The sequence below is a fragment of the Corynebacterium haematomassiliense genome (genome assembly GCF_013978595.1).
GTDB lineage: Bacteria > Actinomycetota > Actinomycetes > Mycobacteriales > Mycobacteriaceae > Corynebacterium > Corynebacterium lehmanniae.
This window is the reverse complement of record NZ_JACDTZ010000002.1, coordinates 152,233-177,360: the sequence shown is the minus strand read 5'-3', so window position 1 is coordinate 177,360 and position 25,128 is coordinate 152,233. Positions and strand designations below refer to the sequence as shown.

Sequence of the window (25,128 nt, the reverse complement as noted above, 5' to 3'; positions counted from 1 at the left end):
GCCTTCACGCTACGTGGGCTACTTGCCCAGCGCCTCCATGGCGCGCTGGTTGATCTCGTCGACGTCGCCCACGGCGTCGATGGAGATGATCTGGTCGCCGTAGTGCTGGATCAGCGGGGCGGTCTCGTCGCGGTAGACGCCGAGGCGGGTGCGGATGGTCTCCTCGTTGTCGTCCGCGCGGCCGCGGGCGAGCATGCGCTCGACCACAACGTCCTCGTCGACGACAAAGTTGAGCACGCCGTCGAGCTTCTCGCCCTTCTTGCTCAGCAGCTCGGTGAGGATCTCAGCCTGCTCCACAGTGCGCGGGAAGCCGTCCAGCAGGAAGCCGTCCTTCGCGTCGTCCTGATTCAGGCGGTCTTCCACCATGCGCGCGGTGACGTCGGTGGGCACGAGCTTGCCGGCGTCGATGTAGCTTTTCGCCTCAACGCCGAGCGGGGTGCCCTCGCCGATGTTGGCGCGGAACAAATCGCCCGTGGAGATGTGCGGCACACCGAGCTTCTCGGAGAGAATCGCGGCTTGGGTGCCCTTGCCGGCACCGGGAGGGCCAAGGAGAACGAGACGCATTATCGCAAAAGTCCTTCGTAGTTGGATTGCAGGAGCTGAGATTCAATTTGTTTGACCGTGGTCAGGGCCACGGACACCATAATCAGGATCGCGGTGCCGCCGAACGCGCTCATGCCCATACGGCCGGAGCCGGTGATGCCGGCGTCCATAGCCAGGTTCGGCAGAACAGCGATCGCGGCGAGGTAGATGGCGCCGACGAACAGCAAACGGTTCATCACAAACGCCAGGTACTCCGCGGTCGGGCGACCCGGACGGATACCGGGGATGAAGCCGCCATACTTCTTCATGTTCTCCGCCTGGTCCACCGGGTCGTACTGGATGGAGACGTAGAAGTAGGAGAAGAAGATGATCAGCACCACGTAGGTGAGGATGTACTGCCAGGAACCCGGGTTCTGCAGCCACGCCATCACGTGGTTCATCCACCAGTTGTCCGGCGGGGTCTGGTTGTTCATGGTGACGATCTGGGTGATCAGCACCGGCACGTACATCAGCGAGGAGGCGAAGATCACCGGGATCACGCCCGCCTGGTTCACCTTCAGCGGCAGGTAGGTGGAGGAACCGCCGTACTGGCGGCGGCCCACCATGCGCTTGGCGTACTGCACCGGAATGCGGCGCTGGCCCTGCTCGATGAACACGATGCCGACGACGAGCGCAATCAGCGCCAGGACAACCAGGGTCAGGGTGACCGCGCCCGACTGCTGGAGAATGAACGCGCCCTCGGACGGGATCTGGGTGGCGATGCCCGCGAAGATGAGCAGGGACATGCCGTTACCGACGCCCTTTTCCGTGATGATCTCGCCGAGCCACATGATGAGCACCGCACCGGAGGTCATGACGATGATCATCATCAGAAGCGTCCAGATGTTGCGGTCCTCCACCAGCACCGGCATGCCCTGACCGAGCAGCTGTTCGCGGTCCGCCAGCGCCACAATGCCGGCGGACTGCAGCAGCGCCAGCGCCACCGTGAGGTAGCGGGTGTACTGCGTCATCTTCGCCTGGCCGGACTGGCCTTCCTTCTTCAGCTCCTCAAACTTCGGGATCACCACGGTGAGCAGCTGCACGATAATCGAGGCCGTAATGTACGGCATGATGCCGATGGCGAAGATGGAAAGCTGCAGCAGCGCGCCACCGGAGAACAATCCGATGATGGAGAACATCGTCGCCTGGTCGCCCTGGGAGATTTCCTCCAGGCGCGAGTTAATCAGCCCGTAATCCACGCCCGGAGTGGGGATCTGGCAGCCGACGCGGTACAGAAACATCAGCGCAAGGGTGATCAGGATCTTCTTGCGTAGATCCGGATCCTTGAACGCCTGAGCAATAGCGGACACAAAGCCTCCTGGCCCCCGCCGCGCCACGGGCGGGAGGTAGTGGACATTCGACTCCTCGCCCAGGTTTCGCGGGCACGCGAAAACCGGCGGGGCCGTCTTTTGACCCCACTACACTAACAGCACCCGATGGAAAGTTGATATTTCAGGTTCGGTTACGGCGCGACTCCCAGTCTCCTCCCAGGCGCTCGGACTGACGCATGGTGGCGGAATCCGTCAGGCGGGACCTATCGGCCCAGGTCGGTACAACCGGCTGCCGTGATGTGTCAGAGGTGGCGGGCGGGGACGGATCCCCCGCCTAAATTGATTCACCGGCCGATGAACAGATCCGCCCGTCGATTTCACCGACCTGCGCAAAATGAACACATTGTCCACCCAACTAGGTACTTGCTCACTCGGACCGACTGCGCGAGTGGACAAATCCCCCACGCTCCCCCGACACTTCGCGGCGGAATCCGTCAGAGCGCCCCCAAAAACACAGGTCGGCGCAAACGGCCGCCGCGATGTGTCAGGACGCCCTCCCCACAAAAACGGCGAAACCCCCGCCCTGGACGGGAATGTCCGGGGCGGGGGCTCGTCGTAAAGCTAAGTGCTCTTACGCACGCTTGGAGAACTCAACGACGTTGGCGGAACCGCCAGCGGCCTTGATCTTCTCCTCAGCGGACTTGGAGAACTTGTTCGCGGTGACGTTGAGCGCGACGTTGATGTCGCCCTCTGCCAGCACCTTCACCGGCTGCTTCGGGCGAACGAGGCCCTTGGCAACGATGTCGGCGATGGCGATGTCGCCGCCCTGCGGGAAGGCCTCAGCCAGATCCGCGACGTTGACCACCTGGTACTCGACGCGGTTCGGGTTCTTGAAGCCCTTCAGCTTCGGCAGACGCATGTGCAGCGGCATCTGGCCACCCTCGAAAGCAGCGGAAACCTGCTTGCGAGCCTTGGTGCCCTTGGTACCGCGGCCGGCGGTCTTGCCCTTGGAGGCCTCACCGCGACCGACGCGGGTCTTGGCCTTGTTTGCGCCCTCTGCCGGGCGCAGATCATGGAGCTTGATGATGTCAGCCATGTTGTATCTACTCCCCTGCAACTTCTTCAACGGTGACGAGGTGGCGCACCTTGAGGATCTGGCCGCGGGTAGCCGCGTTGTCCTTCTTCACGACGGACTGGCCGATCTTGCGCAGGCCGAGAGCCTCGAGGTTCTTACGGGTGGTCGGCTTCTCGCCAACCTTGCCGTGGTGCAGCGTAATCTTCAGTGCCATGGTGCTTAGGCCTCCTGTCCTGCGCGTGCGCGCAGCATACGAGCCGGTGCAACTTCCTCGACGGACTTGCCGCGCTTGGCAGCCACCTCTTCGGGGCGGACAAGCTGCTTCAGGCCTGCGACGGTTGCCTGGACCACGTTCAGGGCGTTGTCCGAGCCAAGGGACTTGGCCAGGATGTCCTGAATACCAGCGCACTCGAGCACCGGACGGACAGCGCCGCCGGCGATGACACCGGTACCCGGAGCAGCCGGGCGGAGCATGACGATGCCCGCAGCCTCTTCTGCCTGGACCGGGTGAGGAATGGTGCCGCCGATCATCGGGACGCGGAAGAAGTTCTTGCGAGCTTCCTCTGCACCCTTCTGGATTGCGGCGGGAACTTCCTTTGCCTTGCCGTAGCCGACGCCGACCATGCCCTCACCGTCGCCGACGACGACGAGTGCGGTGAAGGACATGTTGCGGCCGCCCTTGACGGTCTTGGCAACGCGGTTGATGGTGATGACGCGCTCGATGTACTTGTCGCGCTCGTCGTTCTGGTTGTTGCGACGGTCATCGCGGCGGCCGCGGCCACCACGGTTGCCACGATCGTTGCGGTCGTTGCGGTCGTTGTTGTTCTGGTTGTCGGCGGAGCGCCCGCCGTCACGCCGTTCACGTTCGGCCATTACGCGATCCTTCCGTTGATGGTGATGTTTGCGGTGATCATTAGAACTTCAGACCACCTTCACGAGCTGCTTCGGCCAGGGCCGCGACACGGCCGTGGTACTTGTAGCCGCCGCGGTCGAAGACGATTGCCTCGATGCCTGCAGCCTTGGCGCGCTCAGCGACGAGCTGGCCAACCTTGGCAGCCTTTTCCTTCTTGTCGCCCTCCAGGTTGCGCACGTCCGGCTCGATGGACGACGCGGAGACCAGGGTGTGGCCTGCGAGGTCGTCGATGACCTGGACGTGGATGTGACGCGAGGAGCGGTGCACAACGAGACGCGGGGTCTCCGGGGTGCCGCGCAGCGTCTTGCGGATGCGGTTGTGGCGACGTGCGCGTGCCTCGCGGCGGCGGGACGAGATGTCCTTGCCAACCGGGGTGCGCTTGGTGTTCTCTGCAGTATTGCTCATGATTACTTACCCGTCTTTCCGACCTTGCGGCGGACCTGCTCGCCGGCGTAACGGATGCCCTTACCCTTGTACGGGTCATCCTTACGCAGACGGCGGATGTTTGCCGCAATCTGGCCAACCTGCTGCTTATCGGAACCTTCGATGGCCAACTTGGTGTTGCCGTCGACGGAGAACGTGATGCCTTCCGGCGCCTCGATCAGGATCGGGTGCGAGTAGCCGAGGGAGAACTCGAGGTCCTTGCCCTTCTGCTGCACGCGGTAGCCGACGCCGAAGATCTCCATGTTGATCTTGTAGCCCTCGGTCACGCCCACGACCATGTTGTTGATCAGGGAGCGGGTCAGGCCATGCAGCGAACGGTTGTCACGGTGGTCGTCCGGACGAGCCACCAGGATCTGGTTGTCCTCGACGGAAGCGGTGATCGGTGCCGGCATATCCAGATCCTTGGTGCCCTTCGGGCCCTTGACCTCGACGTGCTGGCCGTCGATCTTCACCTCGACGTTGTTCGGGATTGCGATGGGTGCATTACCTACACGAGACATAAGTCTTTCAACCTCCCTTTACCAGACGTAAGCGAGGACTTCCCCGCCTACACCCTTCTCTTGAGCCTGGCGGTCGGTGAGCAGACCGTGGGACGTGGAGATGATTGCCACGCCCAGGCCACCGAGCACCTGAGGCAGGTCGTTGGACTTCGCGTACACGCGCAGGCCCGGCTTGGACACGCGGCGCAGACCAGCGATGGAAGACTCGCGGGTCGGGCCGTACTTGAGGTTGAGCGTCAGCGACTTGCCGACCTTCTCGTCCTCAACTTTGTAATCTTCGATGTAGCCTTCCTGCTTCAAGATCTCGGCGATGTTCACCTTGATCTTGGACGAAGGCATAGACACGGCGTCGTGCTGCGCATTTGCTGCGTTGCGCACGCGCGACAGCATGTCCGCGATCGGATCAGTCATGGTCATTGTGGTGACCGTTACCTTTCTCGTTGCGGTTCCCATCCACCGGGTGACCTGTAACGCTGAGGCGTTTCGGGTCGCGTTTTCCGCATGGTCTGTCGGGGGCTACTCACGCTGCCCGCACTCAATAGCGCGGGCCGCTCGCCGCCTCCCTTGCACGCGGTCCGCATCATGGCGGGGGGCCTGCAACAAAGTTGGATGTTCAAATGTACTTCGGCTTGCGCACGCCGAAGCGTCGGCGCGCAAGTCCGAGGGGGTAACTTACCGCTTTCCTGCACCAATGAGCAAATCGCTTATCGACGGGCACGTTCAGCGCCCCACCAACCCGCCAGAGATTCAAGACCCCATAGACTGCCCTGCATGGATACCGCCCTTGCACAGCTCGTCGGATCGCTGACCGCCACGCGCGAGGCCCGCAAGGATCTTTACGTCTGGTTCCACCAGCATCCCGAGTTGTCGCTGCAGGAGCTGCAGACGGCCTCGAAGATCCGCTCCCGGCTGGATGCGCTGCAGCTGCCGCACACGCAGGTGGGCGAAACGGGCACGGTGTGCGTGCTGGACAACGGGCCCGGCCCGGTGGTGGCCATCCGCGCGGACATCGACGGGCTGCCGGTGCAGGAGCGTTCCGGCAAGCCGTACGCCTCCACCGCCACGCAGGTGGATGCTGTCAGCGGCCGCGAGGAGCACGTCGCCCACGCCTGCGGGCACGACTTCCACATTATGGGCGTGCTCGGAGCGCTGGAGGCTTTCGCCGTCAACCGCGACTGCTGGCGCGGCACCCTGGTCGCCGTGTTCCAGCCCGCGGAGGAGGCGTACGCCGGATCGCGGGTGATGCTGGCCAACGGCATCCGCGAGGCGATGCCGAAACCCGACGTGTATTTGGGTCAGCACGTGCTGCCGATGCTGCCCGCAGGTGTTGTGGGCACCCACCCGGGGCCGTTCATGTCCCAGGCGTTTTCCGCCCAGATCACCGTGTGGGGCAAGGGCACCCACGGCTCCATGCCGGAAAAGGGCGTTGACCCGGTCCTGCTCGCCTCCAACATCGTCACCCGCCTACACACGGTGGTCTCCCGCGAAGTGCAAGCGAAAGACACCGCGGTGCTCACCGTCGGCGCGATCCACTCCGGTGTGAAGGCGAACGTGATCCCGGAAACCGCCGAGCTTCTGGTGAATACCCGCGCCTACACCCGGGAGGTCAGCGACACGCTGCGCAGCGCAATCACCCGCATTGTTGAGGGCGAGTGCGCCGCCGCCGGCAGCCCGCGGGAGCCGGAAATCACGTTCTACGACGAGTACCCGCTCACGGACAACGACCCGGAGACCACCTCCCGCGTTCGCGGCGCGTTCGACGCCCACTTCGGCAGCGACGCCGCGGACTTGGACCAGATCCCCGCCTCTGAGGATTTCTCCATCATCCCGGACGCGCTCGACGTGCCGTACACGTACTGGGGCTTGGGCGGCTTCAAGGACTGGGAAAACGCCCCCGGCAACCACTCCCCGGCCTTCGCGCCCGACCTGCAGCCCACGCTCGACCGCGCGGCCGAGGCCATGATCGTGGCTGCTGCCGCGTGGCTGGTGGACTGAGAACAACAAAAGTTTCTCTCAGCCGTTGGTATCCATGCGCTGCCGAACGAGCTGGCAGCACAACGCAAGCGCTGCTACGGCCGCTGCTGAGCCACTAAGTACGGCCGGTGTCGCATGTGCAGCGACCAATAGCGACCCGGCGGCCGCGCCCAGCGCCGACCCCAGGTAGTTGGCCGAAGCGTTTGCAGCAACAGCCGTCGCGCCATCAGCAGGATTCGCTTGAATTAATACTTGTTGCTGGGGCGCGAGAGAAGCCCATCCGCATAATCCCCAGACAAACAGACTGACTACCACCAACACTGGAACCTGGCCTTGGGTCATGCCGAGCAACGCACAGGTGAGGCCCCCAAGGATCACAGCACTGAGCCGCAGCGGGTCATGCCTGTCCGCGAGCAACCCAATCCCCAGTGCTCCGACAGCACCGCCCAGCCCCCACACCCAAATCGCTATGTTTTGATGCGCCGCAAGGGCTCCCCCAGACAGCACGACTGTGAGGTAGGTGTAAAGCCCCAGAGAAGCGACGCCGGTCAACAGCGTCACAATGACCGTGAGGAGATTCTTAGGCCGTGTAATAGACCGCAGCCGGTCGGCGGGACTAGACGCTGGAATCGCTGGCAGGTCCCCTCCTCGAAGTGCAATACCCGCGAGTGCTGTACCTCCGACGACCACGATAAGCAGTATCGCGGCACGCCAATCCCAATACTGTGCCAGCATCAGACCGATCGGCACGCCGAATACAGTGCCGACCGCTAAGCCAGCAAGGACTAACGCCAATGCGCGCCCTCGGCGTTCCGGCCCCACGATTTCAGCGGCGACCGCCGAAGACAGCGGCGAATACACACCGGCTGCCGCGCCGGCCACCACGCGAGAAGCCAGGAAGACCCAGATTGTCGGCGACAGCGCCGTGGCCGAGTTCGCCAAAGTGAACACAAGCAAGGCGATGATCAGGCTGCGCCGCGATTGCCGCCCTGCCTTTCCCGCCAGTAACGGCCCCACGACGGCATACGAACCTGTAAACGCCGCAACCCCCAGCCCAACCGTGGCTTCTGGCGTTCCAAGTGCGGCTGCGATGGCCGGCAGAAGTCCCGCCACCACGTATGCGTCTAGGCCGAGTGCCACGCTCCCCAGCACGAAAGGCCATAGCCGACGCATCATCCCTGTTCCCCCTCGGTGTTCGCGTTGGCGATCACTGCCGCAAGCACACCGGGAAATAGACGATCTAGATCGTCCCGCCGCAATCGGATCAAGCATGCGCGTCCCTCCCCCCGGGTCCACGTCACCCCCGCCTCTCGCAGCATGCGCGTGTGGTACGTGAGCGTCGACCGGGGCAAATCGTCTGCAAGCTCGAGACTGTCATGGTCCAACCCGTCGGCGAGCCGACGGATCATCTCGAGTCGGGTGGGGTCACTCAAAGCACCAAGCACCCTGGTCAGGGTGATTTCGTCGGTTGTTGGATGGTCGTATTCGCGTGGTGTCATCGAACCTCCCGTGATCGTGCAACTTTTCTTGCACCAACACCGTACAAGAAAAGCTGCACGATCACGAAGATCCCCGAAACCGCTAGAACGGCAGCGCCGGCCGTGAGCGCACCCGCGTCTGCCCGATGTCGGAGCGCTGCCCCGCCTCGTGCCCCTGGTCAAACGCATCCGCGTCGAAGGAACGCTTGGACGAGAAGCTGCCTAAAAAGAAGCCCATTTCTGCGGCGAAGTTGTCGCGGGCTTCGGTGGCCTTCTGGAAGTCGTCGACAAGCACGAGCCCATACTCCCCGTCTGATTCCTCCACGGTCTTTTCGGCTTCGGCGAGGCGCGCGCCGATGCTCGCAGCGAAGCCGGACATGAAGCTGCGGCGGCGCACCACCGCCGATTCTCCCCAGTGGGTGGCGCGCACCTTCTGCGCGTCCGCGAGCATGACGGGCAGAAGCAGCGCGTAGAGCATGTCCACCCGTTCCAGGTGGCGCGCGCAGCCGAAGATGACGGCGTCTTTCATGCGCGTGGAGTTGTACACGCGCTGCGAAAATCCGGTGCAGTGCAGGGCGAATGCGATGGTCAGCAGCAGGTTCGCCTGCATCTCCGTGTAGGAACCGGCGAACTCGTAGGTGCGCTGGCCCACCTCGTCGCCGTCCTCGGTGTCCAGGTCGCGTTGTTCGTAGCCGTACTCCGCCATGAGCTCGAACGCCCTGGCGTAGAACGCGTCGCCCTCCGGCGTGCCCTCACGGTCGCGGGCCTGGTTGAGCAGTTTCTGCAGTCGTTGTTTGATCTTGTCTTCGGTACGCATCGGACGCACCCACCCCTTTCTGAGTTCGGATGTGTGGGTGCAGTTGTAGCGGGGCGTCAAGGCGGATGTTTTCGGGCTTGTGGAATTCGCGTTCGCACCCCTGTGGATAACCCGCGTTTTCGCACGCAGATTCGCCGCAAGTTCGCGAGTTAAGCATCCGGCGATACCATCGGTTCCCGTGAGCAGGACCAAACGCAGCTTCGCAGTCACCAAGATTTCCGCCGACGGCACCCGCGACACCCGCGCGGGCCAGGTCGCGGTTGAAGAGCCGTTGGAGATCCGGGCCGGTGGCGTGAGCGTCGCAACGCTGATGCGCACCCCGGGCCACGACATCGAGCTCGCCCACGGCCTGCTGCTGGCGCGCGGGATGATCACGCGTGTCGAGGACGTGGTCACCGCCCGCTACTGCGAGGGCGCGATCGGCGGCGAAAATACCTACAACCTGCTGGATGTCCAGCTCGCGCGCCCCGCGTCCCCGCAATTTATCGACCCGATCCCCGGCGACGCGTGCGGCATCTCCGCCGAGCAGCGAGTGCGCGAGCTCGCCGCCAACCTCGACGTGCGCGACGAGTTCATGGAGCTCGAGCCGTCTGCAATATTCGCGCTGCCCGGGGTGTTGTCGCAGCACCGCACGCGCGACCTGCCCACGGCGGTCGCGGGCGATGCGGGGCGCCAGGACCTCGATCCGTTAAACGCCGTGCACAAGATTGCGGGGCACATGCTTCTCGACGCCCTCCCGTCCCCCACCCTCACCCTCGCAACCGATGCGCAGGTGGGCTTCGAAATCGTGCGCGCCGCCGCGGCCGCCGGGTTCGGCGTGGTGGCCACCACTGCCGGCGTGACGTCGATGGCCGTGGAGCTCGCCCGGGCCAGCAACACGGTGCTCGTTGGCGAGGTGGGCGCCGAACGTTTCAGCGTCTACGCCGGGGGTTAGCCAGCGAACATCTGTGAGGCCTTCGCCGCGGTCTCCCACAGCCCGTAGACGAGCAGCGCCGTGATCACGAGCGCGAGCACCGCAGCCACCAGCGCGTGGATGGATCCAGCACCGCCACCGGTCGCCGTCGTTGCGGACTCTCTCGCCGACGCACGATCCGCCTCAACCTTCGCGGCCACCGTCTCCGGATCCTCGAACCACTTCTCCGCAACAGGCCGGACCAGCACGTTGGCCACGAGCCCCACCGCCAACAGCACGCACATGATGTAGAGCGAGAGCTGGTACAGCTCCGGGCCCGAGTTGCCGCGGCTGGCTTGGCGCTCCACCACCATGTTGATGATCAGCGGGCCCGCCACACCCGCCGCGGACCAGGCGGTGAGCAACCGGCCGTGGATCGCGCCGACCTGGTACACGCCGAACAGGTCGCGCAGGTACGCCGGGATGGTGGCGAACCCGCCGCCGTAGAAGGTGAGCAGGATCAGGGTACTTACCACGAACAACGCCAGGCTGGTGTGGCCGGCGGATGCCACCACGAAGTAGAAGATCAGGCCGACGCCCAGGTAGACCATGTAGATGTTCTTGCGGCCGATCACGTCGGAGGCGGACGACCAGATAAAACGCCCGCCCATGTTGGCCAGCGACAGCAGGCCGACAAAGCCGGCGGCGGCCGCGGCGCTCAGCGCCGGGTAGTAGTCCTGCACCATCGGCGCGGCGTTTTCCAGGATGCCGATGCCGGCGGTGATGTTGCAGAACAGGATCACCCACAGGCACCAGAACTGCGGCGTGCGGATCGCGTTGTTCGCGCTGACATTCGCGCCGACGATGGCGACTTTCGCCGGCTTCGCCTTGATCTTCGGCGCGCCTGACGGGGTCCAGTCCGGGTGCGGCAGCCGGATGCAGTACGCACCCATCGCGATGACCAGCAAGTACACCACCGCGAGGGTGATAAACGTCGGTTCAAGCCCCGCGGCGCGGTCCGCGAGTTCAGCCCCGCCGCCGAATGCTTCCATCAGCCGGTTCGAGGCCGGCGACGCGATGAGCGCACCACCACCGAAGCCCATGATCGCCAGCCCGGTAGCCAGGCCCGGCCGGTCCGGGAACCACTTCATCAGCGTAGACACGGGCGAGATGTAGCCGATGCCCAGGCCAATGCCGCCGATGAACCCGTAGCCGAAGTACACCAGCCACAGGTTGCCGGTGCTGATGCCCAGCGTTGCCACCAGGAATCCGGTCACCCACAGCACCCCAGCGACGGACATGGAGGCACGCGGTCCGACCTTTTCCACCCACGAGCCAAACAGCGCAGACGAGGTGCCCAGCATGCCGATCGCCAGCGAGAAGATCCACCCCACGGCAACTTCCCCCACCCCGAAGTGCTCCATCATCGGCTTCTTAAACACGGAGAACCCGTACACCTGCCCGATGGAGAGGTGGATCGCCAAGGCTGCCGGGACAATGAGCCAGCGGTTGAATTCCTTGGGCGCGATGATCGCACCTCGGGAGAAGAATGACATGGACGCTTCCTGCCGTCTCGTCTGCATAAATTACGAAGCGCATAATAACTCGCAGGTGGGCAGAATCAGAGAGCTTCCATTCATCTAAGGTGGGCCGCACAGCACGAGGAGGTCGACGGCCGATGTTCTACGACGAAGCACTCCAACACGCCGGATCCACAACTGCCTCAGCGCTCGGCGCCCTACAAACCGCGAAGGCATTCCTCCACGGTTACGCCCGCTCTTGCACTGCGAGGTGGCCGGAGGTCACCGCCATCATCAACAGCATCGAGTTCGATGCATCAACGAGGGACTTTTCGCTTAGCGACGACGCACGTGCCCGAATGGACACCTGCTACGACCAACTCGACAACGCGTTTAATGGTGCATGGCCCGAAGACCCGGACCCGGCCGACACCATCGCCATGAATGTGTTGGATGCCGTCGCGGACCTCACGTCGAACAGGGTGAAGTACTGGGAGCAGTTGGGCGTCGCACTGTCGCCCAACAAGGACGACTACCTCCGATTCATCCGCTCGCTCGCCGCGGCACGCAGCCGGGTCACCGGCGAAACGCTCCACTTCGTCGAGATCGACGACGTGGGCAACGTGTTCGTCTTCGAAGACTTCCTTCCCCCGGTGCTCGCGGAGGCTGAGGCAAGAGAATGCGGAGCGGCGATAGGCGCGCGCATAACCGAACGCGCGGGCGTCGATACGCACAGCGTCACCGTCGCCAACGAACCTGGAGTGGTGTCGATTGTTGGACCGGTTGAGACAGTGCGGAAGATCTACGAGGCAAACGTGCAAGCCGAAGCCGCCGCGTCAGCCGCACGCACCACTTCCCCTGCCCAGCCGGCCGAGGACCGCGCTGGGTACGAGCCGCTCGTCGACTTCACCACGGACTGCCCGTTGAAGTTCGAGGACGTGCTGGACGCAATGGGCGATCCCGAGCCGACCCCCATCATCGACCGCATGAATTGGAACGAGTTCCTCGGAAACGGGTACCAGGCGACGCTGTCACTGAATGGGCAAGCGTTTGCTGCCAGGGCCACCGAAAAGGACGGTGTGGTGACCGAGCTCGAAATCAGTCCGCAGTACAACGCCAGTTTCCTGGGCATCCCGTTCCACATCCCAACCTCGAGGTTCACGGAGAAGCTCGATGCCCTCGGCGTCCCCTGGGCCGACGACGGGCGTGCAGGAATTGTCCTCTACGAGCACTGGGTCACGCTCTACAACCACGACGGGCGGATCGAAGCAATCCTGTGGCACAACCCGGAAACCCTCACCGAAGTAGAACTGCTCGATTTGGCGTTCCCGCCCGACCCCACTCGTGAACCTCGTTAGTCGCACCTCAGGCGGCGCCCGGCGCCCAGCCCACCCCAACACACGCAAAACGCCCCCGGTCCAGAAAGAACCGGGGGCGCAAAGCAGCCAAGCAAGCGAACGCTTATGCGCGCTTCATCTTGCCGTCCTTGTCGGCGAACGGGAAGCCGAGGTGCGTCAGCAGGGCGCGACCCTCGTCGTCGTTCGTGGCGGTGGTGACGAGCGTGATGTCCATGCCGCGGACGCGATCGATCTTGTCGATGTCGATCTCGTAGAACATGGTCTGCTCGGACAGGCCGAAGGTGTAGTTGCCGTTGCCGTCGAACTGCTTGTCGTTCAGGCCGCGGAAGTCGCGAATACGCGGCAGGGCCACGGTCAGCAGGCGGTCCAGGAACTCCCACATGCGGTCGCCGCGGAGGGTGACCTTCGCGCCGATCGGCATGCCTTCGCGGAGCTTGAAGTTAGCGATGGACTTCTTCGCGCGACGCAGCTGCGGCTTCTGGCCGGTGATCGCGGTGAGGTCCTCGAGCGCGCCGTTGATGACCTTGGAGTCGCGGGCGGCGTCGCCGACACCCATGTTCACGACGATCTTGGTCAGGCCCGGGATCTGCATGACGTTGTCGTAAGAGAACTGGTCGTTCAGCTTGGTGCGGATCTCGTCCTGGTAACGCGTCTTCAGGCGGGGGGTGTAGTTCTGAATGCTCTCAGTCATTAGATGTCCTTCCCGTTCGACTTGGCTACGCGGATCTTCTTGCCGTCCTCGTCGAAGCGGTAGCCGACGCGGGTCGGCTTGCCGTCGGAGTCCAGGATCATCACGTTGGACACGTGGATCGGGGCTTCCTGGGTGACAATGCCGCCGGACTCGGCGCCGCGCTCGGTGTAGGAGTTTGCGACGTGCTTCTTGATGCGGTTCACGCCCTCGACCAGGACCTTGTCACGCTGCGGGTACGCCTCGATGACGCGGCCCTGAGCACCCTTGTCCTTGCCGGCGATGACCTGGACCATATCGCCCTTCTTGATCTTCATAAGTTAGATCACCTCCGGTGCGAGAGACACGATCTTCATGAAGCGCTTGTCGCGCAGCTCACGAGCGACCGGGCCGAAGATGCGGGTGCCGCGCGGCTCGGTGTCGTTCTTGATGATGACGGCAGCGTTCTCGTCGAAGGAGATGTAGGAGCCGTCCGGACGACGGGTTTCCTTCTTCGCGCGGACGATGACAGCCTTGACGACCTCCCCCTCCTTGACGTTGCCGCCGGGGGCAGCTTCCTTCACGGTGGCGACAATCGTGTCGCGGATGCCGGCGAAGCGTCGAACAGAACCGCCGAGAACGTTGATGCACAGAATCTCGCGTGCACCAGTGTTGTCGGCGACCTTCAGACGCGATTCTTGCTGAATCACAGTTGGTCTCCTGACCTGGATCAATGTGCGCCAGATTTCCGTCCTGCACGCACGTGGTCAATGTTTGCGGTGCCCATTGCTTATCGACGAACCACCACGTGGTCGAAGGGTCTCGGATGCGCAGCTCGGAAACGCGCGTTGCACCCGACCAGCAGTAGACAACTGGAGTATTCAACCACGAGCTGGGCCGATTCCCCAAATCCGCGCGCGGGCAGCTTCCTGCGCCGCTCGCGTCGCTGTCCGGGAGTCTTACTTCTGCCTGTGAATCTAGACACACGAAACGCAACAAGCACCAACACGGCAGGTCAGCGGCTTCCCGGCGGTATCGCGAAGTTTCGCCATAAGGTATGACCTCTTGTACGTTAAATCCCGTGAGTTTTTACGAAGCCGCCCCTACGGCGATTAAGAACAAGGTTGACCTCTTTTCCGAAGAGCCCGCCCGGTTTGCCACCCGTGCAGTACTGGCGGGCGTGTATCTGGGGATCATGACGGCGTTCGCCGCCTCCACTGCCCAGCTGACGGACACGTACGCCCCGGGGTGGGGCAAGTACGCGTTCGGCGGCATCTTCGCCTCCACGCTGTACATCATCATCGTGCTGCAAGGCGAACTCGCCACAGGCGACATGATGTTCATGACCTATGGCGCGATCCACAAAAAGAACACTGTGGTCAGGGGTCTGTTGCTGGTCCTGTTCGTCACCATCTTCAATCTCATCGGTGCAGTGGTGATCGCATGGCTGATTTCCCGCACCACCATGGGCCAGCTTGTGGAAGTGGACGGGTTCCTCCACGACTTGCTGGTGGCCAAGCTGCAAAAGTCCAGTTCAACACTTTTTGTCGAAGCAATCCTGGCCAACGTCGTGGTCAACATCGCCTTCATGCTGGCAACCCAGGCGGGCAAAGACTACAGCGCGAAGCTGTGGGGCGTCATCCTGATCATCCCGTCGTTTGCGACCATGAGCTACGAGCACTCCATCGCGAACTTCATCCTCACCAGCCTGGGCGGCTTCACGCTCGGCCCGGATGTGATCGAGGGCTTCACCAACTGGAACGTGATCCGCAACTGGGTCGTCGTGTGGCTGGGCAACTTCGTCGGCGGCGGCTTCATGATGGGCGGGCTCTACGGCTGGCTCAACCTGACCAAGACGGACTACAAGGACTAGTTCCGCGCCGTCTGCCAGAATGGGACGGGTGAATACACCTGTTTCCCACTCGGCTCCAGATGTCCTTCAGGCCGTGCGCGGCGTGCGCGATGCGGTGGCGTACACGGCACTGCCTGTCGACGTCGCTTCCGAAGCCCGCGCCATAGTCAATCAGCTCGACGACTATGTGCTGCCGCGCCTGGCCAACCTCGACGCGCCCCTGCTCGCCGTCATCGGCGGCTCCACCGGCTCCGGCAAGTCCACCATTGTCAACGCGCTGCTGCGCGAGCGGGTGTCTAACCCGGGCGTGATCCGCCCCACCACCCGTCAGCCGGTGCTGGTGGCCAACCCGGGCGACGCGGACTGGTTCAACTCCCCGCAGGTGCTGCCCGGCCTGGCCCGCTCGCACGGCGCGGGCGACGAGCGCTCCACCACCCTGCGTGTCGTGGACACGCCCCGCATCCCGGAGGGCTTGGCGCTTCTCGACGCCCCCGATTTCGACTCCATCGACGACCAGAACCGGGCCCTGGCGTCCCAGCTCCTCGCCGCCGCGGACCTGTGGATCTTCGTCACCACCCCGGCGCGCTACGCGGACCAGCTGGTGTGGAACTTCCTCAACGACGCCGCCGGCCGCGGCATCGAGGTCGTGGTGGTGCTCAACCGCCTCGACGACAAGGCCGCGGAGACGGTGCCAGACGACTTGCGCCGCATGATGAACGACGCGGGACTTTCCAAGGCCACCGTATTTACCGTCCCGTTTGTGGCGGACCTTGGTGGCGAGCAGTCCGGCGAATTCCTGGGCGAGGAGCTGGTCGCACCACTTCGCGAGTACCTGACCACGCTCGCGGACGACACCGCCGCCCGGCGCGACGTGGCCGGCAAGACCGTTGCGGGTGCGGTGGAATCGGCGCTTACCCGCGTGGATGCCCTGGTGGGCCGCCGCGAACGCCAGGAAAACTTTGCCAACCAGCTCGACGAGTCGATCCACGAGTTCTACACCGCCGCGAACCGTCATGTCATCGACGCCACCTCCGACGGTAAGCTGCTGCGCTCCGAGGTGATGGACCGTTGGCAGGACGTCGTCGGCACCTCAGATGTGTTCCGCGGTGTCGAGCGTTGGTTCTCCAGCGCCGTGGACAAGGTGGGCAGCTTCTTCACCGGCCAGCCCGCGCCGCTGCGCGAGGTGGAGACCGAGATCGAGTCCGGCCTGCATGCCGTGATCGTAGACGCGGCCGAGACCGCCGCGTCGCGCGCGTGGTCCCACACCGGTTCGGTGGCCCCGGAGCTGCGCGCGGACGCGGATCCGGCGCTCGCCCGCGCCAGCGCGGACATCTCCGACAAGGCCGCGCAGCTGGTGCGCGACTGGCAAAAGGACATGGTGCAGCACATCCAGGACACCGCCGGCGACAAGCGCCAGCGCGCCCGCCTCATGTCGTTCGGTCTGAACGTGGCCACCGTGGCGCTGATGCTGGTGGTCTTCGCCTCCACGGCGGGCATTACCGGCGGCGAGGTGGCCATCGCGGGCGGATCCGCCGTGGTGGGCCAGAAACTGCTTGAGACGATATTCGGCGAGGACACCGTGCGCCGCATGGTCGTCCAGGCCCGGGAGGACTTAAACCAGCGCCTGGGCGAGCTGTTCGCCGCGGAGCGCGACCGCTACCACGTCTTGACGGATCCGCTGCTCGAGGGCGCGACCGCCGAGCAGATGCGGGAAGCTTCCGCGGAGGCGAAGCGCGCTGTGGACGTGAGGCTCCTTGGGCTCGTCGATAGGCAAGAAGCCCCGCAGCTTCCCGCGAAGCAGGAGGATGTGGAGGAAAGCTTCGAGCGCGGCACGCTGCGCGGGCTGTTTGACCAGCTGCGCGGCAGCTTTGGCAAGGGGGACGGCAATGTTTAGGAAGAAAGCTGGCCTGACCGAGCGGCTGGAGGCGCTGGATCAGGCCGCGCAGATCGGCGCACCGTACCTCTCGCCGGGCAACCGCGAGGGCCTCGAGCGCGTGGCGAAAGCCGGCGCGGAACGCCGCGCGCTGTCCGGCGACCACACCGTGGTGGGCTTTTTCGGCGCCACCGGCTCCGGCAAGACCTCGCTGTTCAACGCTGTTGTTGGCGAGGACCTGGGCAAGGCCGCCGCGCGCCGCCCCACCACCTCCTCGCCGCTGGCCGCCATCTGGGAGCCGGACGGCTCCGAGGAGCTGCTGGACTGGCTGGGCGTGGAGGACCGCCGCGCCCGCCAGGGCGAGTTCGCCCGCGGCGCTGGCCCGCTGATCCTGTTAGACCTGCCCGATTTCGACTCGGTGGAGGCGTCCAACCGCGCCATCGCGGAACGCCTTGCCGGCCAGGTGGACGTGCTGGTGTGGGTCTCCGACCCGGAGAAATACGCGGATTCCGTCATCCACGACCAGTTCATCCGCCCGCACGCCAACCACTCCGCCGTGACGTTGGCGGTGCTGAACAAGTCCGACCTGCTCGCCGCGGGAGATGTCGGCACCGTCGCGGACTCGTACGCGGGGCTTTTGCGTGACGACGGCCTCACCAACGTCCAGGTCGTCCCCACCTCCACCCTGACGGGCGCCGGAATCGAGAACCTGCGCGCCGCGATCGCGAAGGTGGCCAAGGCGCACACGGCGCAGACCGCGCGCATCGAGGCGGACATCCGCTCTGTCGCCGAGGGGTATTCCGGGGTGAGGGGTGCCGGAGGCGTCGCAAAGAATGCGAAGCGCGACATGGACGCCGTGCTGGCGCAGGCCGCCGGCGCGGACCGCATCGCGGAGACCACCGCCGCGGCGTACCGCAAGCGGCTGCGCGAACGCACCGGGTGGCTGCTGACCTCCTGGATCACCCGCTTCAAACCCGACCCGCTGCGCCGGCTGGGACTGCGCGAAGCATCCGACGAGATCGGGGTGCACCGCAGCTCAATGCCGGAGCTCGACGCCGCGTCGAAGGCCGTGGCAAACCGGGGCGTGCGCGACTACGCGGGCGCCGTCGCCGACGGGCTGCCGCACGAGTGGTCCGCCGCCGTGGCCGACCGCGCCGAGGAGGTCTCCGCCGGCCTGCCCGCGGAGCTGGACCGCGCCGTCGCCCGCACCACGCTGCCCGCGGAGCCGTCCAAGGGCTGGTCGCTGCTCACCGTGATCCAGTGGCTGGCGCTGCTGGCCGCCCTGGTGGGCGTGCTGTGGTACCTGCTGGTCGCGTTCGTGCCGGGCGTGCTCACTCCCCTGCTCGGCGGCGACCTCGTGCCCGACGTGGAAGGCTGGCCAATCCCGACGCTGCTGATCATGGCAGGGCTGCTCACCGGCCTGGTCATCGGCCTGATCTCCGCGGTGTTCGGCGGGATGCTCGGCTCCGGGGTGAAGCGGCGCACCCGCTCGGCGGTGCAGAAACAGGTCGCCGAGGTCTCCCAGACCGCGGTGGTGGAGCCGCTGCTGGCCATCCGGGAAGACTACTCCCGCTTCGCCGAGCGCATCGCCGTGGCCGCGGGCTAGTTTCCCGGTACGGTCGGCGAATATGGCACGAATTCCCAGAGTCTTGTCCATCGCCGGCACCGACCCCACCGGCGGCGCCGGCATCCAGGCCGACCTGAAATCCATCGCAGCCGCCGGCGGCTACGGCATGTGCGTGACCACCGCGCTGGTGGCCCAAAACACCCAGGGTGTGCGCGAGATCCACACTCCCCCGCAGTCGTTTCTGCGCGCGCAGCTCGACGCGGTGTTCGACGACGTCGAAGTGGACGCCGTGAAGATCGGCATGCTCGGCGACGTTGAAACCACCCGCACTGTGGCCGACTACCTCGCCGCCCACCCGGTGCCGGTCGTGGTGGTGGACCCGGTGATGGTGGCCACCTCCGGCGACCGCCTGCTTTCTGCCGACGCGGAGGAGGCCCTGCGCCAGCTGGTCCGCGACCACGCCACGGTGGTCACCCCGAACCTGCCGGAGCTGGCCGTGCTCACCGGCCAGCCCGAGCCGGAATCGTTTGAGGCGGCGGTGGCCTTGGGCCGCACCTACGCCAACGACGCGGGCGTCAGCGTGCTGGTCAAAGGCGGCCACCTCAAAGGCGACCGCGCCTCCAACGCCCTAGTCACCCCCGGCGGCGAGGCCCACGTCGCCGAGGTGCCGCGCGTGGAGACCAACAACACCCACGGCACCGGGTGTTCGCTCTCGGCGGCGCTGGCCACGCGCATGGTGCTCAGCGACGCCAACGCCGCGGCCACCTGGGCCTCCGACTGGCTCCACGAGGCCATCGCCCACGCCGACGAGCTCAACGTCGGCCGCGGGAACGGCCCCGTGCACCACTTCCACCGCCTCTACCGGCTGGCGGGCGGGGTGTGAGCCTCGGCCGCAGCCGGCTTCGGCTCCACGGAGAACAGCTTGTCGCCGGCGCTGACGCTGCCGGGCAGCAGCAGGCCCGGCAGGACCTCGCCGACCTTCTTCATGTTGGACACCACTACCGGGGTGGTTACCTCGTAGCCAGCGGCCTCGATGCCCTCGATGTCGAAGGTGGCTAGCAGATCGCCCGCGCGCACCTCATCGCCCTTCTTCACCTGCGGGGTGAAGTGCTCGCCCTTGAGGTTCACGGTGTCGAAGCCGATGTGCATCAGCACGTCCACAGGCTTGCCGTCGGAGCCGGTGCCGCGCACCGCGTAAGCGTGGGCGGACGGGAAGGTGACCACCACTTTGCCGTCGAGGGGCGAGCGCAGCTCCCCCACCGTCGGGCGGATTGCCACGCCCTCGCCGAGTTTGGCCTGGGCGAACATCGGGTCGGACACGTCCGCCAGCGGCAGCGCCTCGCCGGTGAGCGGGGCCGCGACCGGCAGCGCGTCCGCCGATGCCTCGCGCAGCGTCGCCGCCGCGGCCGCGTCGGCCCGCGAATCCTCCGGGGCGTCCGGGTCGATGGTTCCCTGCTTGCGCACCAGGTAGAGGCCGTAACCGTACGCGGCCGCGAACGCGATGACGAACGTGACGGCTGCCAGCGCCAGGAACGTGGGCATATCGCCGGGGCGCATGGACACAACTCCGATGAAGCCGGCGGCGCCGAGGGCGGTGGCCTTGACGTCGAAAAGCGCAATGAGCATCGCACCAATGGCCGCCGCGCCCATGCCGATGTAGAACGGCCAGCGCAGACGCAGGTTCACGCCGAAGATCGCCGGCTCGGTGATGCCGAAGACCGCCGAGATGCCCGAGGACCCCGCCAGGCCCTTGAGCTTGGCGTTGCGCGCCAGGAAGTACACGGCCAGCGCCACCGCGCCCTGCGCGATGTTGGCCATGGACGCCGTGGGGAAGATAAACGAGCCGCCCTGGTTAAACAGCTCCAGCTCAATCGGCGGGAAGGACTGGTGCAGGCCCGTGATCACGATCGGCGAGTACACCAGGCCGAACAGGAACCCGCCCACCGGGCCGCCGAGGTCGTACAGGCTGGCCAGGCCGTGAATGAGCAGGTCGCCCAGCCAGCGCACGAACGGGCCGACCGCGATGAACGTGATGAACCCGGTGATCAGCAGCGTGGCCAGCGGGGTAATCAGGAAGTCTGCGGTGCCCTTGAGGCGGCGGTGGAACCACTTCTCAATCGTGGCCAAAATCCACGCGACCACCAGCACCGGAAGCACCGCGCCCTGGTAGCCGCCCTGCGCCACCGGGAAGCCGAACAGGTCCCAGTACGGCATGGTGCCCTCCGCCATGGAGGTGACCACGTCGTAACCGTTGACCAGCGCCGGGTGCACCATCGCCATGCCCATGCCGGCGCCCAAGTACTCGTTGCCGCCGAAGCGCTTCGTCGCGGAGAAGCCCACCAGCACCGGCAGGAAGGCGAACGGCGCGGACGACAGGACGTTGATGATCTCCGTCAGCCCCTGGATCTGCGGGAACATCCCCACCAGGGATTCGTCGCCGAACAGCCCCTCTGCGGTAAGCACGTTGTTCAGCGCCATGAGCAGGCCGCCGCCGACCAGGATCGGAATCAGCGGCACGAAGATGTCCGAAAACACCTTGATAAAGCGGGTGAACCAGCTGCCCTGGTTCGCCGCCACGCTTTTCAGCTCCTCGGTGGAAACCGCAATGCTTCTCGACGTCATCGCGTCCATCGCCGCAAACACCCTGTCCACGTCGCCAGGGCCGACGATGATCTGGTACATCCCGCCGGTTTCGAACACGCCCTTGAGGTCTGGGTCGTTTTCCAGCGCGGCGGTGTCCGCCAGCGAAGAATCCTTCAGCACCATCCGCAGGCGCGTGGCGCAGTGCGCCGCGCCGACGATGTTGTCCTCGCCGCCCACGGCGGCCAGCACCCGGCTGGCCACGTCCTTATGTTGCACGGTTGTTCCTTCCTATTGAGGTGTCAGCGCCGACCACTGCGCCCCACCGGGAGCAAAGACGGCAAAAGAAAACGCGACTTCCCCGTCGCCCGCGGTGCACTCCACCGCCGCGCCGTCCGCGGTAAGCACCAGCTCACCCGCGGCGCACTCGGCCCACCGGATGCGGCCTGCCACGTCGACGAACACTGTGCCGCGCCCTGCGCCGTCCGGCTGCCAGGTCACCGTGGCGCACACGTGATCCCCCTCCGCGACGAGATCCGCCGCCCAGGGGGCGTCCCCCAGCGCTACCCGCTCGACCAGCATGTCGTGGGCGTCCGGGATCTGCAGGGCGGTGGCTAGGTGGCCGTCGATAAGCGAAAGCTCCCTGACCAGCGTGAGCTGATGCACCCACCCCTCCGCGGGGAAGCTGGGGGTGTCGTCGCGCGCGGGCAGCCCCATCCAGCCGAGCATGAGCGCGCCGCCGTTGTTGTCGCTGATGAGCTGTGGCGCGTAGAACTCAGAGCCGAAATCCAGCGGCGTGAAATCCCGCTCGACCTCGAACCGCAGGCCTTCAAGTTTGCCGACGACGTACCCGCACTCGTCCGAATCCGGAAACTGCGGGCAAAACACGAAAACGTCGCGCATCTCGCCCGTGGCCTGATCGTGCATCCGCAGCAGGTTTGGACACTCCCACATGTAGGCCGAGGCGACGTTGTAGTTCAGGCCCGCGAACTCGATCTCGCCGGCGAATTGCCACCTGTCCAGGTCGTCGGAGGTGTAGAGCACAGCGGCGCCGGTGCCGTTTTCGCGCTGGGCGCCAAGCACCATCCGCCACGTGCCGTCCGGCGCCTGGGTGACGTGCGGGTCGCGGTAGTGCGCGGTGTAGCCGTCCGCGGGGCCATCGATCGCGGGATTGGTGCCGCGGCGGCGGTAGGTTCCGCCCATCGGGCCCTCGATGCCGCCCACGTCCACGATGTTCTGGCTGGTCAGCCGCTTTCCGTCGCGTTTGACGTTGCCGGTGTAAAACAGGCGAATCTGGCCGTCGTGCACCACGCCAGAGCCGGAGTAGCAGCCGTTCTCGTCGTACGACACGCCCGGGTAGAGCGCGTCCGGGAAGTGCCGCCACACGCCTGAGCCCAACGTGGTCACGGCATGCCCCCAGCCGGTGCGTTTGGGCTGGGCGGGAAAGGACGGGTCGTGCTGGTAGAACACATGCAGCTCATCGCCGAGCAACATCATCCCGTTAGGGTCGTTGAGCCTGCCCTGAGGCGCGGTGAGGTGGTGTTTCGGCCGGTACGACATGTGTTTATTCTATGACGCATGATCACCGTGTACGGCGAAGCCCTGGTCGACCTCGTGCCGTCCGCCCCCGGCCCGCTCGCGCCGCTCACCCCGGCGCTCGGCGGCGGCCCGTTCAACGTGGCCCGCGCGCTCGGGCGCTTCGGCTCTCCTGTGGCGTTCCAGTCGCGCCTCTCATCCGACGCGTACGGCGCGGCGCTGCGGCAATCACTCATCGACGAAGGCGTCGACCTCTCGAAATGCCCCAGCGGCAGCGAGCCCACCACCCTCGCAGGGACCGCATTGCGTGACGACGGCTCCGCCTCCTACACCTTCTACGTCAACGGCACCGCGGACCGGCTCGCCCAACCGGTGCCGGTGGAGAGCGGCTACGCAGTGTTCGGCACGTTGTCCCTGGCCCTGGAACCCGGCTCGCTGCGCTACGCAGAGGCCGCGCGAGTCAGCGCCGACAACGGCGCGATCGTGTGCCTGGATCCCAACCTACGGCCCGCGTTTTCCTCGGAGAAACACCGCCTGTTCCTGCGCGGTCTCTTGGAATCGGTCACGGTGTTGAAGCTTTCCGACGAGGAAGTCGAATTCCTCGGCGACACCTCACACGTGCCCGTCGTGGTGACCACCCTCGGCGGCGAAGGCATCCGTGTCCGTGCACCGTTCGGCGTTTGCGAAGTGCAGGCCCCCACCGTGGAGGTCGCGGACACCATCGGCGCCGGCGACACCATCATGGCCGCGCTGGTGCACCAGTTCGACGCCCGCGGCCTCGACCGTTCCGCGCTGTTGGCGCTGGGCGCGGACGAGTGGCGCGAGATCCTGGACTTCGCCGCCCGCGCCGCCGCCATCACCGTTTCCCGCACCGGCGCCGACACGCCGTATCTGCACGAGCTGGTGTAGGCGCGGATCTGCGCGGGTCTGTGGGGTTCCGGTCTGGCACCGTCTTCTCACCCCCCGGCGCGCGGATCTGCTAGTTCCCCGCCCCGCCCTCTTCCAGGTAACTAGCAGATCACGCTCTTACCGACAACGCCTTTCAACATCACCTGCACAAACAAAAACTTGGACAGTTGATCTGCTAGTGCCGTCCAAAGCGGAGCTAGCAGATCCGCAGGGTTCCGCTTCTACTCCTGAACAGGTAAAATGCTGCACCATGACCGACCCGCGCAGTGAAGACCAAAAGGTTGCCGCCGTGAACGCCTCCATGGTCATGGCGGGGCAACCCCTATCAGCCGAGGACGAAGCGCTGCTAAGACGGCAATTCCGTAGCGAGGTCTCCGCCGACGAGGCAGTATTGCTTGTCTTGGAGCGCGAGGGGCTGGGCGATTCGCCACGCGCACACGAACTGCGCCGACGTATCGCCGGCGTGGCCTAAGCATCGTGGCCCGACAGAGCCGGGAAGCACCCGATAACCTGTTTGGGATTTCAGATCCCGCGCAGCTAGAACGCATCGCTGGGAGCCTTGCTACGCAACGGTTGGGTGAGCTCGAGCTCGGCCCTCCCCTCACCGAGTTCACCCGCGAATCACTCCTGCGCACCCACCACTACCTGATGCAAGACATCTACCCGTGGGCCGGCGAGATCCGCACCGAGGAGGTCGGCGCAATGGGAATGGCCATGTGCCGGGCGCAGTACGTCGACACTGAGCTTGACCGGGTCATGAGCCGCATCGCGAAGTTGCCGCCTTCGTCGTCAGAAATCGAGTCTGCGGTGCGGACCGTCACAGATCACTGGAGCGAGCTCACAATCGTGCACCCGTTCCGCGACGGCAACTCCCGCACACAGCGGTACTTCTTCGATCAGATGCTGCGCGCTGCAGGTTGGGCGGTGGACTGGACGCGTATCGACGCCACCCAGGCACACGCTGCCCGATACGTCGGCGCTGCAACTGCCGATCCCTCTTTTCTCGCTCAAGTACTGCGCCCTGGCGTGTTCGCCCCGACAGATCTCCCCGACGGCAGTGGCGCGCTCAGCGAGACGCAGGGCCAAAGAGCAGGCGCAGCTGAGGTCTTCCACCGGATGATGGAGTTCCGCCGCGCGCACCCCGGCGCGGCGTGGTCTCCCGAATCCCACTGAGGCCCGGATCGTCTAGCGGCTCGCTACCGCTGCTATACGATCACGCTGCTAACGACAACTATTTCCAACATCACCTGGGCAAACGCCGCGCCCAACAAATGATCGTCTAGCACTCCTCTATGCGCTGCTAGACGATCCGCGAAACCG

At 65.3% G+C, this 25,128-nt stretch carries 25 protein-coding genes and 1 pseudogene; 10 read left to right on the top strand and 16 right to left on the bottom strand.

Going from position 1 to position 25,128, the window contains the following annotated elements:
* Nucleotides 1-18: 18 nt before the first annotated feature.
* The 8 genes from H0193_RS10205 to rpsH form a co-directional block, all read right to left on the bottom strand.
* On the bottom strand, nucleotides 19-564 hold the full coding sequence (locus H0193_RS10205) for an adenylate kinase (protein ID WP_181889823.1): 546 nt from the start codon (nucleotides 562-564) through the stop codon (nucleotides 19-21).
* Entirely contained in the window at nucleotides 564-1,892 is a 1,329-nt protein-coding gene (gene secY / locus H0193_RS10200; protein WP_181889822.1) for a preprotein translocase subunit SecY, read from the bottom strand. Before secY ends, H0193_RS10205 begins: the two co-directional genes overlap by 1 nt.
* A 592-nt stretch (nucleotides 1,893-2,484) precedes the next feature.
* Nucleotides 2,485-2,949, bottom strand: coding sequence for a 50S ribosomal protein L15 (gene rplO, locus H0193_RS10195; protein WP_070474973.1), 465 nt, complete (start codon nucleotides 2,947-2,949; stop codon nucleotides 2,485-2,487).
* 7 nt (nucleotides 2,950-2,956) lie between these two features.
* The gene (gene rpmD / locus H0193_RS10190) at nucleotides 2,957-3,142 is read right to left on the bottom strand and encodes a 50S ribosomal protein L30 (protein ID WP_181889821.1); all 186 of its coding nucleotides are present in this window, start codon (nucleotides 3,140-3,142) and stop codon (nucleotides 2,957-2,959) included.
* Nucleotides 3,143-3,147: 5 nt separating this feature from the next.
* On the bottom strand, nucleotides 3,148-3,801 hold the full coding sequence (gene rpsE, locus H0193_RS10185) for a 30S ribosomal protein S5 (protein ID WP_181889820.1): 654 nt from the start codon (nucleotides 3,799-3,801) through the stop codon (nucleotides 3,148-3,150).
* Nucleotides 3,802-3,841: 40 nt separating this feature from the next.
* Nucleotides 3,842-4,246 carry a 50S ribosomal protein L18 gene (gene rplR, locus H0193_RS10180; protein WP_181889819.1) on the bottom strand — a complete coding sequence of 135 codons (405 nt, stop codon included), beginning with the start codon at nucleotides 4,244-4,246 and terminating at the stop codon, nucleotides 3,842-3,844.
* A 2-nt stretch (nucleotides 4,247-4,248) separates the two neighbouring features.
* Entirely contained in the window at nucleotides 4,249-4,785 is a 537-nt protein-coding gene (rplF, locus tag H0193_RS10175) for a 50S ribosomal protein L6 (protein WP_070474977.1), read from the bottom strand.
* A gap of 18 nt (nucleotides 4,786-4,803) precedes the next feature.
* The gene (rpsH, locus tag H0193_RS10170; protein WP_181889818.1) at nucleotides 4,804-5,202 is read right to left on the bottom strand and encodes a 30S ribosomal protein S8; all 399 of its coding nucleotides are present in this window, start codon (nucleotides 5,200-5,202) and stop codon (nucleotides 4,804-4,806) included.
* A 354-nt stretch (nucleotides 5,203-5,556) separates the two neighbouring features.
* Here rpsH and H0193_RS10165 point away from each other — a divergent pair, with 354 nt between their 5' ends.
* Nucleotides 5,557-6,780, top strand: coding sequence for an amidohydrolase (locus tag H0193_RS10165; RefSeq protein WP_181889817.1), 1,224 nt, complete (start codon nucleotides 5,557-5,559; stop codon nucleotides 6,778-6,780).
* An 18-nt stretch (nucleotides 6,781-6,798) separates the two neighbouring features.
* Here the strand turns inward: H0193_RS10165 and H0193_RS10160 are convergent, their stop codons facing one another.
* Complete coding sequence (locus H0193_RS10160) at nucleotides 6,799-7,932, bottom strand: MFS transporter (RefSeq protein WP_236883609.1); 1,134 nt, start codon at nucleotides 7,930-7,932, stop codon at nucleotides 6,799-6,801.
* A 408-nt stretch (nucleotides 7,933-8,340) separates the two neighbouring features.
* Nucleotides 8,341-9,054, bottom strand: coding sequence for a DUF2786 domain-containing protein (locus tag H0193_RS10150; protein WP_181889814.1), 714 nt, complete (start codon nucleotides 9,052-9,054; stop codon nucleotides 8,341-8,343).
* Nucleotides 9,055-9,232: 178 nt separating this feature from the next.
* Between H0193_RS10150 and H0193_RS10145 the strand changes: the two genes are divergently transcribed.
* On the top strand, nucleotides 9,233-9,988 hold the full coding sequence (locus H0193_RS10145; RefSeq protein ID WP_181889813.1) for a formate dehydrogenase accessory sulfurtransferase FdhD: 756 nt from the start codon (nucleotides 9,233-9,235) through the stop codon (nucleotides 9,986-9,988).
* Here H0193_RS10145 and H0193_RS10140 read toward each other — a convergent pair.
* Complete coding sequence (locus H0193_RS10140) at nucleotides 9,985-11,529, bottom strand: OFA family MFS transporter (protein WP_236883583.1); 1,545 nt, start codon at nucleotides 11,527-11,529, stop codon at nucleotides 9,985-9,987. The two genes, H0193_RS10145 and H0193_RS10140, sit on opposite strands and share 4 nt — an antisense overlap.
* A 95-nt stretch (nucleotides 11,530-11,624) precedes the next feature.
* On the opposite strand from H0193_RS10140, the gene H0193_RS10135 reads away from it, so the two are divergent.
* Nucleotides 11,625-12,824: a hypothetical protein gene (locus H0193_RS10135; RefSeq protein WP_181889812.1), complete on the top strand. Its 1,200-nt coding sequence runs from the start codon at nucleotides 11,625-11,627 to the stop codon at nucleotides 12,822-12,824.
* 103 nt (nucleotides 12,825-12,927) lie between these two features.
* On the opposite strand, the gene rplE is transcribed toward H0193_RS10135, so the two are convergent.
* From rplE to rplN, 3 genes are read right to left on the bottom strand one after another with little or no spacing between them, the layout of a single operon-like run.
* Complete coding sequence (gene rplE / locus H0193_RS10130; protein ID WP_181889811.1) at nucleotides 12,928-13,515, bottom strand: 50S ribosomal protein L5; 588 nt, start codon at nucleotides 13,513-13,515, stop codon at nucleotides 12,928-12,930.
* Nucleotides 13,515-13,829: a 50S ribosomal protein L24 gene (rplX, locus tag H0193_RS10125; protein ID WP_181889810.1), complete on the bottom strand. Its 315-nt coding sequence runs from the start codon at nucleotides 13,827-13,829 to the stop codon at nucleotides 13,515-13,517. The genes rplE and rplX overlap by 1 nt, the downstream gene beginning before the upstream one ends.
* A 3-nt stretch (nucleotides 13,830-13,832) precedes the next feature.
* Nucleotides 13,833-14,201 carry a 50S ribosomal protein L14 gene (rplN, locus tag H0193_RS10120; protein ID WP_181889809.1) on the bottom strand — a complete coding sequence of 123 codons (369 nt, stop codon included), beginning with the start codon at nucleotides 14,199-14,201 and terminating at the stop codon, nucleotides 13,833-13,835.
* Between the two features lie 371 nt (nucleotides 14,202-14,572).
* On the opposite strand from rplN, the gene H0193_RS10115 reads away from it, so the two are divergent.
* From H0193_RS10115 to thiD, 4 genes and pseudogenes are all read left to right on the top strand, one after another.
* Entirely contained in the window at nucleotides 14,573-15,364 is a 792-nt protein-coding gene (locus H0193_RS10115) for a formate/nitrite transporter family protein (RefSeq protein ID WP_181889808.1), read from the top strand.
* A 28-nt stretch (nucleotides 15,365-15,392) separates the two neighbouring features.
* Complete coding sequence (locus H0193_RS10110) at nucleotides 15,393-17,237, top strand: GTPase (RefSeq protein ID WP_338026648.1); 1,845 nt, start codon at nucleotides 15,393-15,395, stop codon at nucleotides 17,235-17,237.
* Nucleotides 17,230-18,822, top strand: coding sequence for a GTPase (locus tag H0193_RS10105; protein ID WP_181889806.1), 1,593 nt, complete (start codon nucleotides 17,230-17,232; stop codon nucleotides 18,820-18,822). The genes H0193_RS10110 and H0193_RS10105 overlap by 8 nt, the downstream gene beginning before the upstream one ends.
* 22 nt (nucleotides 18,823-18,844) lie before the next feature.
* A pseudogene (gene thiD / locus H0193_RS10100) lies at nucleotides 18,845-19,654 on the top strand (bifunctional hydroxymethylpyrimidine kinase/phosphomethylpyrimidine kinase); the annotation flags it as partial.
* On the opposite strand, the gene H0193_RS10095 reads toward thiD, so the two are convergent.
* Nucleotides 19,642-21,642 carry a sucrose-specific PTS transporter subunit IIBC gene (locus tag H0193_RS10095; RefSeq protein WP_181889804.1) on the bottom strand — a complete coding sequence of 667 codons (2,001 nt, stop codon included), beginning with the start codon at nucleotides 21,640-21,642 and terminating at the stop codon, nucleotides 19,642-19,644. The pseudogene thiD and the gene H0193_RS10095 sit on opposite strands and share 13 nt — an antisense overlap.
* Nucleotides 21,643-21,654: 12 nt before the next feature.
* Nucleotides 21,655-22,923, bottom strand: a complete 1,269-nt coding sequence (locus H0193_RS10090; RefSeq protein WP_181889803.1) for a glycoside hydrolase family 32 protein — start codon at nucleotides 22,921-22,923, stop codon at nucleotides 21,655-21,657.
* 18 nt (nucleotides 22,924-22,941) lie between these two features.
* On the opposite strand from H0193_RS10090, the gene H0193_RS10085 reads away from it, so the two are divergent.
* From H0193_RS10085 to H0193_RS10075, 3 genes are all read left to right on the top strand, one after another.
* Nucleotides 22,942-23,808: a carbohydrate kinase family protein gene (locus H0193_RS10085; RefSeq protein ID WP_181889802.1), complete on the top strand. Its 867-nt coding sequence runs from the start codon at nucleotides 22,942-22,944 to the stop codon at nucleotides 23,806-23,808.
* A gap of 250 nt (nucleotides 23,809-24,058) precedes the next feature.
* Complete coding sequence (locus tag H0193_RS10080; protein WP_181889801.1) at nucleotides 24,059-24,280, top strand: antitoxin VbhA family protein; 222 nt, start codon at nucleotides 24,059-24,061, stop codon at nucleotides 24,278-24,280.
* Nucleotides 24,281-24,381: 101 nt separating this feature from the next.
* On the top strand, nucleotides 24,382-24,981 hold the full coding sequence (locus H0193_RS10075) for a Fic/DOC family protein (RefSeq protein ID WP_236883581.1): 600 nt from the start codon (nucleotides 24,382-24,384) through the stop codon (nucleotides 24,979-24,981).
* Nucleotides 24,982-25,128 lie beyond the last annotated feature (147 nt).